Below are 12,698 nucleotides of genomic sequence, written 5' to 3' on the forward strand. Positions count from 1 at the left end.
TCCCATTCGCGCGATTTTGTGTCCGCGCGCTTACCCCGCCTTGCGCGCGACCGCCGCAAGCCCCTTGGTCAGCTGGAGCAGCCCGTTGAGCCGTGAGCGCGGATCGCCCCAGGCGCGCGCCAGCACCAGCTTGTTATCGGGCCTGAGCTTGATCGTGCCCTGCAGGCGATCGGCATAGGCGATGAGCCCCATCGGGTTGGGGAAATGGTCGTTGTGGAAGCTGACCAGCGTGCCGCGCGGGCCGACGTCGATCTTGGCGATGTGCGCCTGGATCGCCTGGCGCTTGATCTGGATGAGCTGGATGAGGTTGGCGGTCGGCTGGGGCAGGGGGCCGAAGCGGTCGATCATCTCGGCCGAGAGCGATTCCAGCTCGTCCTGCGTTTCCGCGTCGTTGAGGCGGCGATAGAGCGCCATGCGCACCGCAAGGTCGGGCACATAATCGTCGGGGATCATGATCGGGGCTTCGACCGTGATCGCAGGCGAAAGGCCCGAGGTGTCCTTCTCCAGCCCCACGCCGCCCGCGCGCGCGGCCATGATCGCGTCCTCGAGCATCGACTGGTAGAGTTCGAAGCCGACCTCGCGGATATGGCCGGACTGTTCGTCGCCGAGCAGGTTGCCCGCGCCGCGAATGTCGAGATCGTGGCTGGCAAGCTGGAAGCCCGCGCCCAGACTGTCGAGATCGCCGAGCACCTTGAGCCGCTTTTGCGAGACTTCGCTGAGCGCCTGACCGGGAGGCGTGGTGAGATAGGCGTAGGCGCGCAGTTTCGAGCGGCCCACACGTCCGCGCAGCTGGTAGAGCTGGGCCAGGCCGAAGCGGTCGGCGCGGTGAATGATGATGGTGTTGGCGCGCGGAATGTCGATCCCGCTTTCAACGATGGTGGTCGAAAGCAGCACTTCGTACTTGCCTTCGTAGAACGCGCTCATGCGCTCCTCGACCTCGCTCGCCGACATCTGGCCGTGGGCGGAGATCACCTTGACCTCGGGCACGTGTTTGGCGAGCCAGGCCTCGGTCTCGGCCATGTCCGAGATGCGCGGCACGACGATGAAGCTCTGCCCGCCGCGATGGTGTTCGCGCAGCAGCGCCTCGCGCATCACCATGTCGTCCCATTCCATGACGTAGGTGCGCACCGCCAGGCGGTCGACCGGCGGGGTCTGGATGGTGGACAGTTCGCGCAGGCCCGACATCGCCATCTGCAAGGTGCGCGGGATCGGCGTGGCGGTGAGGGTGAGGACGTGGACGTCGGCGCGCAGCTGCTTGAGCTTTTCCTTGTGGTTGACCCCGAAGCGCTGTTCCTCGTCGACGATGACGAGCCCGAGCCGCTTGAAGTCGACCGACTTGGCGAGGATCGCGTGGGTGCCGCAAACGACGTCGACGGTGCCGCTCGCCAGCCCTTCGCGCGTGGTGCGCGCTTCCTTTTCGGGGACGAGCCGCGAGAGGCGCCCGACTTCGAGCGGGAAGCCCGCGAAACGCTCGGCAAAACCGGCGTAGTGCTGGCGCGCGAGCAGGGTGGTGGGGGCGACCACGGCGACCTGTTGCCCGGCCATCGCGGCGACGAAGGCCGCGCGCAGCGCCACCTCGGTCTTGCCGAAGCCGACATCGCCGCAGACCAGCCGGTCCATCGGCTTGCCCGAGGACAGATCGTCGAGCACGTCGGCGATGGCGTGCTCCTGGTCCTCGGTCTCCTGCCAGGGGAACCGGTCGACGAACTGGTTGAAGGCCGATTCCTCGGGCAGCAGCGCGGGTGCCCGGCGCAGCGCGCGTTCGGCCGCGGTCTTCATCAGTTCGCCCGCGATTTCGCGGATGCGCTCCTTGAGCCTGGCGCGGCGCTTCTGCCAGGCCTCGCCGCCCAGCTTGTCGAGCTGGACGCCTTCGGCCTCGCTGCCGTAGCGCGAGAGCACGTCGAGGTTCTCGACCGGAATGTAGAGCTTGTCGCCGCCCGCATAGGTCAGCATCACGCAGTCGTGCGGGCTCTTGCCGACGGGGATCGACTGGAGCCCTTCGTAGCGCCCGATGCCGTGGTCCATGTGGACGATGAGATCGCCCGGCGTCAGCGCGGCCAGCTCGGCCATGAAGGCGTCGGCGTCCTTCTTGCGCTTCTTGCGCCGCACCAGCCGGTCGCCCAGGATGTCCTGCTCGGTGACCACTTCCACCGCATCGTTGGCAAAGCCGGTTTCGAGCGGGAGGATCAGCGCCGAGGAATGGCCCTGGACGGCGAGGCCCAGCGCTTCCTGCCAGCTGTCGGCAAGGCGCGGTTCGGGCGGCAGCGCTTCGCCCAGGATCGAGACGAGGCGCGCGCGGCTGCCCGCCGAATAGGCCGCGAGGATCGCCTTGCGGCCGGTCTTGGCGATCGCGCTGAAGTGCTTTGCCGCGGCTTCGTAGGCGTTGTCGCCGCGCGCGCGTTCGGGGGCGAAGTCGCGCGCGTTGGAAAAGCCGAAGTCGATGACCTTGCGGCTTTCAGGCTGCGCGAAGGGATCGGCCTTGTGCGCGGGCTGCGCCTCGATCAACCCGGCAAATTCGTCCTTGGTGAGATAGAGCGCCTCGACCGCCAGCGGGCGGTACGATCCCGCCTTCTGGCCCGAGGTGTCGAGCCGGGCCTTGTGGTAGTCGGCAATGTCGCCAAAGCGTTCGTCCGCCGCGCTGATCACGGTGCTGTCGAGCACCATGAGGTCATCGCTCGAAACGTGGTCGAACAGCGTGACGAGGCGGTCCTCGAACAGCGGCAGCCAGTGCTCCATGCCCGCCAGACGCCGCCCGTCGCTGACCGCCTGATAAAGCGGGTCCGAGGTCGCGTTGGCGCCGAACATCTCGCGGTAGCGGGTGCGGAAGCGCTTGACGCTGGCCTCGTCGATCAGCGCCTCGCTGGCGGGGACGAGCAGGTGTTCGGTCACGGTCCCGGTCGAGCGCTGGGTGCTGGTGTCGAACAGGCGCAGCGTTTCCAGCTCGTCGCCGAAGAAGTCGAGCCGGAGCCCTGCCTCGAGGCCGGAGGGCACGATGTCGAAGATCGAGCCGCGCACCGCGAACTCGCCCGCGTCGATCGCGGTGTCGGTGCGGTGATAGCCCTGGCGGCGCAGCAGCGCGATCAGGCTCTCGTGCCCGATCTCCATGCCGGGCTTGAGCAACTTGACCGATTCGCGGATGCGGAACGGGGTCAGCACGCGCTGGGTCAGCGCGTTGGTGGTGGTCACCAGCAGCTGCGGCCCGGTGCGTTTGGCCTGGAGACGGTGGAGTGCGGCAAGGCGCCGGGCGCTGGTCGAAAGCGCGGGACTGGCGCGGTCGTAGGGCAGGCAGTCCCAGGCGGGAAACTCGATCACGTCGAGTTCGGGGGCGAAGAAGCGCGCGGCTTCGGCAACCGCGCTCATGCTCGCTTCGCTGTCGGCGACGAAGATCGCCCGGCCCTTCGCCGCGCGCGCGAGGTCGGCCATGACCAGCGGCTGGCTGCCGCGCGTGACCGAAGCCAGCGTGAGCGGCGAAGTGGCGGAAAGAATACGGGAAAAATCAGTCATGGCACGAATCGCTGGCGATAGGAGGAACGGCGGGGGCCGTCGCCACGCTCAGGCCATGAAGAAGGTGGGGCGAAAAGGTTCAGCGCGGAATTTCGACGTAGTCGAGCTGCATCATGCGCTCCATGCGCGCGCCGGCGTACTTTTCGGGGACAGGCTCGGTGCGCAGCGCCCAGGCCATGATCTCAACGTCCTCTTCCTCGATGAGATCCTCGAACCACTGGATGTCGGCATCGTTCCATTCGGTGTGAAAACGGTCGAAGTAGCAGCCGATCATGTAGTCGGCCTCGCGCGTGCCGCGATGCCAGGCGCGGAACCGGAGGCGGGCGAGACGAGGCGAAAGTTCTGTCATGGCCTGCGCCGTTACTATGCGCGCCGGGGAAGGGCAAGGTTCGCGCGCGCTATCCCTCGCCTTGTTGCCCTGCGCTCTGGTGCAATCGCGCCTTCGCGGTTTAAGAGGCGGCCATGCGGCCCGAAGTGCTCAATCCCCTGTTCGTCGAAACCGATGCCCTCGATGGGGTCGGCCCCAAGCTGCGCCGCCCGCTCGAGAAGCTGGGCCTGACGCGGATCAAGGATCTGGCCTATCATCTGCCCGACCGTTTCGTCGAGCGGCGCATGGTCACCCGGCTGGATGAGGCAGGGATCGGCGAGAACGTGATCGTGCGGCTCACCGTGCGCGAGCATCGCTCGCCCGCCGGGCGCGGGCCGTTCCGGGTAATCGCCGAGGACGATGCGGGCGACATTTGCGTCATCGCCTATTTCGGCCGCGCCTCCTACACCGCGAAAAAGCAGCTGCCTGTGGGCGAGACGCGCTGGGTCGCGGGCCGGATCGACGAATACGGCCAGATGCGCCAGATGGTGCATCCCGAGCACGTCTCGGAAAGCGACACCGCGCCGATCGGCCAGCAGCGCGAGGCGGTCTATCCGCTGTCCGAAGGGCTGACGCAGGGGCGCATGAGCGGCCTCGTCAAGCAGGCGCTCACGCATGTGCCCGAACTGCCCGAATGGATCGAGCCGAGCCAGATGGGCAAGACCGGCTGGTTGCCCTGGCACGAAGCCCTGCGCGAGGCGCACAAGGGCCAGAACGAGCCCGCGCGCGACCGTCTGGCCTACGACGAACTCTTCGCCAACGCGCTCGCGCTGATGCTCGTGCGCGCCAGCAACCGGGCGCAGAAGGGCACTCCGCTGCAAGGTGACGGGCGCTTGCGCGCCAGGCTCCAGCTACCCTTCGCGCTGACCGGTGCGCAGGCTCGATCGATCCGCGAGATCGAAGGCGACATGGCGCAAAGCGCGCCGATGCTGCGCCTGCTCCAGGGCGATGTCGGGGCAGGCAAGACGGTGGTGGCGCTCTCCGCGCTGCTGATCGCGGTCGAGGCGGGCGCGCAAGGGGCGCTGCTCGCGCCGACCGAAATCCTCGCCCGCCAACATTACGCGACCTTGCGCAAGATGCTCGAAGGGACCGGGGTGGAGATCGCGCTGCTCACCGGGCGCGACAAGGGCAAGGCGCGCGAGGCAATCCTGATGGGGCTGCTCGACGGGTCGATCCAGATCGTGGTGGGCACCCACGCAATTTTTCAGGACGCGGTCGCCTACCGCAATCTCGCGCTCGTGGTGATCGACGAGCAGCACCGTTTCGGGGTCGGCCAGCGCCTGATGCTCGCGCGCAAGGGCAAACGCACGCCGCACACGCTGGCGATGACCGCAACCCCGATCCCGCGCACGCTGACGCTGGCGCAGTACGGCGAAATGGAAGTCTCACGGCTCGACGAACTGCCGCCCGGACGCCAGGCGATCGACACCCGCGTCGTCTCCACCGATCGGATAGGCGATGTCGTCGGCGCGCTCGCGCGGCATATCGAGACCGGACAGCAGGCCTACTGGGTCTGCCCGATGGTGAGCGAGAGCGAGACCGACGACATGGCCGCCGCCGAAGCGCGCTACGCCGCGCTCAAGGAGCGTTTCGGCAACCGTGTGGTGCTCGTCCACGGCCAGCTCAAGGGCGAGGAGAAGGACGCCGGAATGGAACGCTTCGCCAGCGGCGAGGCCGATCTTCTCGTGGCCACTACGGTGATCGAGGTTGGCGTTGACGTGCCCAACGCGACGCTGATGGTGATCGAACAGGCCGAACGCTTCGGCCTGGCCCAGCTCCACCAGCTGCGTGGGCGTGTCGGGCGCGGCGCGGAAAAATCGACCTGCCTGCTGCTGCGCGGCAAGGCGCTCAGCGAAACCGGGCGCCAGCGCCTGGCGCTGATGCGCGAGACGCAGGACGGCTTTCGCCTCGCCGAAGAGGACCTGCAACTGCGCGGTGGCGGCGAACTGCTCGGCACGCGTCAGTCGGGCGACACGCCGTTTCGCATCGCCAGCCTCGAACAGATCACCAAGTTGCTCCCGCTCGCCCACGACGACGCGCGGCTGCTGATGGAACGCGATGGCGGTGTAAACGGCCCGCGCGGGGAGGCAGCGCGCATCCTGCTTTACCTGTTCGAACGTGACTGGGGTGTGCAGCTGCTTCGTGGGGGGTGAAGAGAAATAATTTTATTCAAGGGGTTAATACCCCTTGCCCCCCAACTGTAGACCGCACCTCCCTCGCGCCACGTTGGCTGAGAGAGGTGTGGTCTACAGTTGGGGAGCCCGAGGGCGATGGCCCTCGGATTCATTCCTCGATGTTCCACGGCCATGCGCTCGAAAGTCCGGGCTCAAGGGGGCGTAACCCCTTGAGCCGCGTCTTTTTCTTCCAACACCTGCGCCATCCCCGCCGCAACCAGCTTCTCGCCCCAGGCGTGAACCTTGAGCAGGCGCGCGGTGTTTTCGCTCAGGGTGTCGAAGTCGGATCGGGAGAGAACGACGGGAGCGGGACCGGATCGCTCACCGCCCGTGGCAGGGTCAGCCGGGGCTGGGGTTGTGGGGTCGCCGGTTGCACCTTGAGCACTGGGTCGGGCCGATGGGTACAGCCCGCCGCCGTCGGCAAAGCGAGCAGCGCGAGCGCGCCAATCTGCGGTTTGATCCTTCGCATCGTCGATCTCCTGGGCAAGTTCTTGCGAGCGGTTTTCCCATTCGAGCCGTGCGGCCCTGGCGGCGGCAGCAGCCTGTTCCTGCGCGGCGGTGTAGGCGGCCCGGGTCCGGGCGTGGCTGGCGGCCTCGGTGGCGGCGTTCTCCCGCCACTTTGCGGCGCGGGTGTGTTCGTGCCAGGTGTAGAGCGCGAGCAGGGCGAGCGCGGCCTGCCAGGGATAGGCGCACAGCGCGGAGAGGCTTTTGCGCGCGGCCAGCCGGGCCAGCGCGAGAAGGGCGGTGACGGTCATGGCAGGGGTCCTTCGTGTTTCTGGCGAAAGTGAATCCAGCCCGCCGCGCCCGCGAAGATCGCGGCGCAGCCGGTTCCCACGCCTACCGGATCGAACTGACCCTCGCGCGCGAGGAGCCAGAACACCCCGGTCCAGAACGCGAGGACCGAGCCGAGCGAGGCCATGCGCGAGATGTCGAGCGCGGCGTTGTCGCGCGTGTAGAGCAGGTCCTTGATGAGCTTCATGCCAGATACTGCCCGTAGACCCAGCGGCTGGGGCCGATCGCGATCCAGTCGCGGTGGACTTCGCCCGGTGTCACCGTGCTGCCCCGCGCGAGGCTGGCGATGACTGGAAAGGCGAGGCCCGGTCCGCTGCGCACGTTGAGCGCTGCGGGCATGACGGTTGCGGTGCGCGGCGCGGCGCGGTGTGCGCCATCCAGCACGGCGGCGCGAAAGGTGTCCATCGCGAAGGCCGGGCCGGGATCGGTCTTGCGGCCGGGCGCGATGTCTTCGTGGCCGACGATCTCGGCGATCGGGAGATAGGCCGCAACGGCGCGCGCAACCTCTTGTGCCGCGGCGATCTGCGCCTCGGGATAGACTTCCCAGCCACGCACCGACCCGCCGTGCTTGTGCGCGGCTTCGATCGCATCGACACGGGCCCCGGCCGGATTGGCCCACCCGGTGCCGCTGGGGTGGCGGACGAGCGGGCCCCAGTTGGCCAGTTCGATGCCGATCGAATGGCTGTTGAGCCCTTCGAGCCCCTTCCACGCCGAACGGCCCGCGTGCCAGGCGCGGTTGTCCAAGCTGACGCACTGAATGACTTCGCCGCTGCGCGCGATCACCGCGTGCGCGGAAGCGCTGGCAGCGGGATCGGCCAGCCAGTTAGCCGAGCCAGTCGCGCTGGCGCCGGCGGTGTAGTGCATGACGAGGATCGCGGGGGGGCGCCGGAACGCGCCCGAATGGTTGGGGCTGGCGATCTGGCGCACCGGCCGCTCGCCGTAAAAAAGGATACCCTTTCGGATTGCGTAGACCATGCCGGAAAGCTCCTTTGCGCACCCCGAGCAAGGCGGGCTGCGGCGCAAGCGAACCCTTGCGGCGGCGCGCGTTTGCACGGCCGATGGTCCTGATGGGCGCGCAGGGTTATGGTGGGGGGAGGGGGCGCTGGTCCGGCCTTGCAGGGGTGGCCAAGGGCGAATCCAGCGCCTCTGCAAAGGTTAGTCAAAAACCGCTGCTGTAGGAAAGTTCTTTTTTTGTTCCATTTTGGCGCGAGCGATGCGGAACGCGCCTTTGCACGCGCTCAAGCGACGGAGAAGGCACAAGAAGAGAAGGCCCATTACGCAAAAAAATAGGCGGACCGGGGGGGGCTCCCGGTCCGCCTATCGAAGGCGCTCTGCGCCCGGCCGGAGGCGATCAGGCCGCGTCGACGAGGACGAGTTCGCTGTCCTCCAGCGCGGTGACGCGGATCACGTCGCTATCGCTGATCGCGGCGCCATCGCGGGCCTTGACCGTCACGTCGTCGATCGAGACCGCGCCGGTGGCGGGCACGAGATAGGCCTTGCGGTCCCTGCCGATGGGATAGTCCGCGCTTTCACCGGCCTTGAGCGTGGCTGCGACGACCCGTGCGTTGGTGCGGATCGGCAGCGCGTCGCCATCGCCGTCATAACCCGAGGCCAGGGTCACGAACTGTCCGGCACGCTCGCCCTTGGGGAAGGGACGCGCGCCCCAACTCGGTGCATCGCCCTGATGCGTCGGGATGATCCAGATCTGGAAGATCCGGGTGGTGACATCCTCCAGATTGTATTCCGAGTGGCGGATGCCGGTGCCCGCGCTCATCACCTGAACATCGCCCGCCTCGGTCCGGCCGGTGTTGCCCAGGCTGTCCTGGTGCGTGATCGCGCCCTCACGGACATACGTGATGATCTCCATGTCGCGGTGGGGGTGCGGGGGAAAGCCGGTCTTGGGGGCGATCGTGTCGTCGTTCCACACGCGCAGGTTCCCCCAGTGCAGGCGGGCCGGGTCGTGGTAGTCGGCAAAGGAGAAGTGATGTTTGGCATCGAGCCAGCCGTGGTTGGCGCCGCCAAGGCTTTCGAAGGGGCGAAGTTCGATCATGGTTGCTCTCCTGGGGGGAGCCGCATGAATAGGGGGCTGCTCCCGTCGAGACACGGTTTAGGTCCAATCTCGCTTTCTGTTCAGGCCGATAAAATGCGCCTGTCTTTTCTAAAAAATAGAAAAAGGCGTTGCGCCGCCGCGACGGCGCGTCAGAGACGGGCATGCAGTTCGCTTCCACCAGGCGCGCGTTCGACGAGCCGGACGCGCAATTGGAAGGCAATCGCTGCGCCGGAAAGGCTCGCCCGTAATAGCGTTCGCGCAACCCTTCGCTCCAATTCGCACTCGCTGTGCGCGACGCTGGGCGAATTGTCCTCGGCGAGAAGGCGCTCGCACAAGCTGACGCTGTAGAGGGTTTCATTCCAGGTCGGGTTCCACAGGAAACGAAGTAGATGCGATCCAAGTCCGCTCCCATCCCGCCATACGGAACAATACGTGGGCCATCGGCCTGCAGACGCCGACGACTTTCCTGCCGGTCCTGCGAGCTTTGTCGCGAATACCCAGATCAAGCTGCGGATTGGATCGACGCCGTGTTTTCGTTCCCGGCCTGCCTTTCCCCATAGGCCTGCACCCGGCCCATCGGTGCCGGGGCGCGCACCGGTGCGGCGGGTGGGCTTTCCGCGAAGTTGCCACTGCGCTGTTGGGCACCCCACCGGACCTTGAGCCCATGCACCGCCGACGCGATCGCATGTATGACCACGGCGTAAAGCAACTGGCGATACCCAAAGCGCATCGCCAGCATGCGCAGCAGCGGCAAGCGCCCCTCGCGCCCGTCGAGACGATAGGCAAGCATCCCGCAGCCACATTCAATCGCACAAAACGCCACCCAGAACGCGACCATCAGCGTGAGGTCATGGGACATGATGCCCCAGCCATGGTTGTAAGTGCGCAAAGCTGCATCGGCGAGGCCAAGGAGCAGCGCCAGATCGATCATCGGCGAAATCAGCCCGAGCCCGATCTGGAAGACCCATGCCTGGGGCAAGCCGAACCAAGCGAGGCCGCGTGGTTCGCTTCGGGCGATGATCCCAGAATGCTTCCACAAGCACTGCAGTGTCCCGAAGGCCCAGCGATACCGCTGGCGGAACAGGGCGCGCACCGTCTCGGGAGCCTCAGTCCAGGCGATGGCTTCGTGATCGCATGCTACGCGCCAGCCTGCGCGCTGCACGGCAATTGTCAGGTCCTGATCCTCGGCAAGGGTATCGGCCGGATAGCCGCCCACCGCATCAAGCGCAGCCCGGCGCCAGGCACCAATCGCTCCGGGCACCACGGTCACGGCGCCCAACGCTTCGAGAGCGCGCCGCTCGAGGTTCTGGGCGGTGATGTACTCAATCGACTGCCATCGCGTCAGCCAGTTGACCCGGTTGCCGATCTTGGCGTTGCCGGCCACGGCTCCGATCGCCGGATCGGCAAACCAGCGCGTCAGCTTGGCAATGGTACAGGGCTCGAAGCGCGTGTCGGCGTCAAGCGCCACGACGACCTCTCCCTTCGCGATGGCCAGCCCCTGGTTCAACGCGCGGGCCTTGCCCCCGTTCTCCAGCGTCAGCAGGCGCACGCGCGGATCGTGGCCAAACGCTTCCTGCACCACGGCACTGGTCCGATCCTTCGATCCGTCATCGATAACGATGACTTCCACCCGCACGCCTTGCGTGCCCAGCGCACGGCGTACCGAGGCCTCGATCACCCGTTCCTCGTTGAAGGCAGGTATCAAGACGGACACAAAGCCGGGAACGTGATGTGGTGGGGGCTTGGCCCCGGCCCGAGCTCGGGCCATGCGCCGGGTCTGCCAGACAGCCAGCGCTGAAAGCGTCAGGACACGGGCCATGCCGAGTCCGATCGCGGCCAGGAACAGCCAACCGATCGAGCGGCGCGCGAGGCGCAGCGCCTCGAACAGCAGCCCCCGTGCTCCGGAGGCCGTCTCCTGGTCATTGCGGATTTGCGGCATGGCCTGCTCGCGGGTCAGACCGGCAAGGGTCGAGACCGGAACAAATTCGTAGCCGCGTGCGCGCAGTTCGCGGATGATGATCGGCAAAGCGGCCACGGTCGCGCTGCGGTCCCCGCCTGCATCGTGGAGCAGCACGATACGACGGGCAAAATCGCCCGTGCCCGCCTCGACTTGTTCGATCGTACGTGCGGCGATGGCAGCGGCATCGGCAGTCTTCCAGTCGAGCGGATCGACGTTGAGGCCGACGGTGAGATAGCCCAGTTCACCCGCGATCCGCGCGATGCGCAGTTCGGCCGGGGTGTCGGGATCGGCATCGCCCAGATAGGGAGGGCGAAACAAGGTCATCGAGCGATCGGTATAACTCTGGACGAGGCGCTGCGTGGCGTTGATTTCCAGTTTGACGGCGGCATCGGGCAAGCGGTCAAGATCGGCATGGGTGGTCGCATGGTTGGCCAGTTCCGAGCCCTGCGCAACGATCCGCCGCACGAGCGCGGGTTCGTCCAGTACATGGGTACCGGTCACGAAGAAGGTCGCCGGCACGTGGTGGCGCGCCAGCACGTCAAGGACGCGCGGTGTCCACACGGCATCCGGGCCATCGTCAAAGGTCAAAGCGACCTGCCGCGCCGCGTTGCCGCGGCGCTCGACGATGTGGCCATGGGTCAGTGCCTCGTAGCGCGCGGATCGGATCACACCATCGGCCGTGGCTTCGAGCGTGCGCCTGCCGACCGTGGCGGACTTGCCGATACGCATGATCTCTCCGCTTCCGTGCAAATCGATATCCTCGGACGCAGGCAGGGTGCGCAAGGCACGGACCGGCGGCTGCGTCCCCGTGCGGGCCGCCTCGAGCGCGGGCCAGAACCCGGGATCCTCGCTGCCCAGACGCCACAAGGCGACCCCGGCCGGTCGCAGTCCCTGCACGGCGCGCAGCTGGTTCCAGGCGCTGATAGCATCGAGCATCCAGACATCGTGGCGGACCCCGGATCGTTGATAGGCAAAGCCCGCGTTTCCGCTCACCCGGTCGAATTGGGGGCGGGTTCCGGCCCTGGCGGCGCGGTTCCAGGCCTGGGCAACGGTAATCGAATCGGCAAGCGGCTGCCCTTCGGCCCAGTCGTAGGCGTAGCTGCCAATCGCAACGATCGCGCGATCCGCGCCGGTGCGCGCCACCGCGCCTTCAACGACCTTGGCGAACCATGCCTGCGAAGCGATCGGGCCGGCCGAACCCGATTGCCAGTGCTCGTCATAGGCCATCAGCACGACGCGGTCGGCGGCGCGGCCATACGCGCCAAGATCCCAGGTGTCATCCGCCACCGGAGCCGCAAGCATCACCGTCACCGCGCTGCCGGCGCGCGCCGGGGCAAGCCCCCTGCGCGCTTCGCTCAGCAATTGGCGGTAATTGTCGTGCGCGCTCGCGGGCAGGTTCTCGAAGTCGAAGAACACGCCCTCGGCGTTGTGCCGCGCGATGACCTTCGCGACCTTTTCGAGCAACGCGGCGCGGCGTTCGCTGCTGGCCAAGAGGCGCGCCATATTCGCACCGTCCCAGCCCTCTTCGCTGTCGTTCTGCACCATGATCAGCAAGCGCGCACGCGGGTTTCGTGCGAGCGTAGCGGCCAGGGTCGGGTCCTCGGCCTCGATCCAGTCGTGGTCCGCTCCGCGCACCGAGACCATACCCGCCGCAACCCAGCTCAGCCGATCCAGATTGGCCCGCAGCGACTGGCGACTTGCCTCGTCCCAGGGCATGTAGAAGCCGAGGGTTTCCACAGGGACGCCGGAGCCCGCCCGTACGGCTGCCGTCGGCAGCCAAGCCTGCGACGCTCCTTCGGAAGCAAGTGCTACGAAAGACGCGGGCCGGTCCTTGCCCCCATCCTGCGCAGA

Annotated in this window: 8 protein-coding genes; 1 reads left to right on the top strand and 7 read right to left on the bottom strand. The window is 67.1% G+C overall.

Features of this window, described 5'->3' with window-relative positions:
- Positions 1 to 30: 30 nt before the first annotated feature.
- Together mfd and MTR62_RS07190 are read right to left on the bottom strand one after the other, a co-directional pair.
- Positions 31 to 3,504 carry a transcription-repair coupling factor gene (mfd, locus tag MTR62_RS07185; protein ID WP_244018446.1) on the bottom strand — a complete coding sequence of 1,158 codons (3,474 nt, stop codon included), beginning with the start codon at positions 3,502 to 3,504 and terminating at the stop codon, positions 31 to 33.
- Between the two features lie 79 nt (positions 3,505 to 3,583).
- A complete protein-coding gene (locus MTR62_RS07190) occupies positions 3,584 to 3,853 on the bottom strand; it encodes a succinate dehydrogenase assembly factor 2 (RefSeq protein ID WP_244018448.1) in 270 nt (89 codons plus the stop codon).
- A gap of 113 nt (positions 3,854 to 3,966) precedes the next feature.
- Between MTR62_RS07190 and recG the strand changes: the two genes are divergently transcribed.
- The gene (gene recG, locus MTR62_RS07195; RefSeq protein ID WP_244018450.1) at positions 3,967 to 6,024 is read left to right on the top strand and encodes an ATP-dependent DNA helicase RecG; all 2,058 of its coding nucleotides are present in this window, start codon (positions 3,967 to 3,969) and stop codon (positions 6,022 to 6,024) included.
- A 173-nt stretch (positions 6,025 to 6,197) separates the two neighbouring features.
- Here the strand turns inward: recG and MTR62_RS07200 are convergent, their stop codons facing one another.
- From MTR62_RS07200 to MTR62_RS07220, 5 genes are all read right to left on the bottom strand, one after another.
- The gene (locus MTR62_RS07200; protein ID WP_244018452.1) at positions 6,198 to 6,800 is read right to left on the bottom strand and encodes a hypothetical protein; all 603 of its coding nucleotides are present in this window, start codon (positions 6,798 to 6,800) and stop codon (positions 6,198 to 6,200) included.
- The gene (locus MTR62_RS07205) at positions 6,797 to 7,024 is read right to left on the bottom strand and encodes a hypothetical protein (RefSeq protein ID WP_244018453.1); all 228 of its coding nucleotides are present in this window, start codon (positions 7,022 to 7,024) and stop codon (positions 6,797 to 6,799) included. The genes MTR62_RS07200 and MTR62_RS07205 overlap by 4 nt, the downstream gene beginning before the upstream one ends.
- The gene (locus MTR62_RS07210) at positions 7,021 to 7,812 is read right to left on the bottom strand and encodes an N-acetylmuramoyl-L-alanine amidase (protein WP_244018455.1); all 792 of its coding nucleotides are present in this window, start codon (positions 7,810 to 7,812) and stop codon (positions 7,021 to 7,023) included. Before MTR62_RS07210 ends, MTR62_RS07205 begins: the two co-directional genes overlap by 4 nt.
- A 376-nt stretch (positions 7,813 to 8,188) precedes the next feature.
- Positions 8,189 to 8,887: a pirin family protein gene (locus MTR62_RS07215; protein WP_244018457.1), complete on the bottom strand. Its 699-nt coding sequence runs from the start codon at positions 8,885 to 8,887 to the stop codon at positions 8,189 to 8,191.
- 502 nt (positions 8,888 to 9,389) lie between these two features.
- Positions 9,390 to 12,584: a glycosyltransferase gene (locus tag MTR62_RS07220; protein WP_327194388.1), complete on the bottom strand. Its 3,195-nt coding sequence runs from the start codon at positions 12,582 to 12,584 to the stop codon at positions 9,390 to 9,392.
- Between the last annotated feature and the right edge of the window lie 114 nt (positions 12,585 to 12,698).

Source organism: Novosphingobium organovorum (genome assembly GCF_022832435.1).
Taxonomy (GTDB): Bacteria; Pseudomonadota; Alphaproteobacteria; order Sphingomonadales; family Sphingomonadaceae; genus Novosphingobium; species Novosphingobium organovorum.

Excerpts from the sequence above, each read along its gene's own strand:
- mfd (WP_244018446.1), bottom strand. The coding sequence starts at position 3,504 with ATGACTGATTTTTCCCGTATTCTTTCCGCCACTTCGCCGCTCACGCTG.
- MTR62_RS07190 (WP_244018448.1), bottom strand. The coding sequence starts at position 3,853 with ATGACAGAACTTTCGCCTCGTCTCGCCCGCCTCCGGTTCCGCGCCTGG.
- recG (WP_244018450.1), top strand. The coding sequence starts at position 3,967 with ATGCGGCCCGAAGTGCTCAATCCCCTGTTCGTCGAAACCGATGCCCTC.
- MTR62_RS07200 (WP_244018452.1), bottom strand. The coding sequence starts at position 6,800 with ATGACCGTCACCGCCCTTCTCGCGCTGGCCCGGCTGGCCGCGCGCAAA.
- MTR62_RS07205 (WP_244018453.1), bottom strand. The coding sequence starts at position 7,024 with ATGAAGCTCATCAAGGACCTGCTCTACACGCGCGACAACGCCGCGCTC.
- MTR62_RS07210 (WP_244018455.1), bottom strand. The coding sequence starts at position 7,812 with ATGGTCTACGCAATCCGAAAGGGTATCCTTTTTTACGGCGAGCGGCCG.
- MTR62_RS07215 (WP_244018457.1), bottom strand. The coding sequence starts at position 8,887 with ATGATCGAACTTCGCCCCTTCGAAAGCCTTGGCGGCGCCAACCACGGC.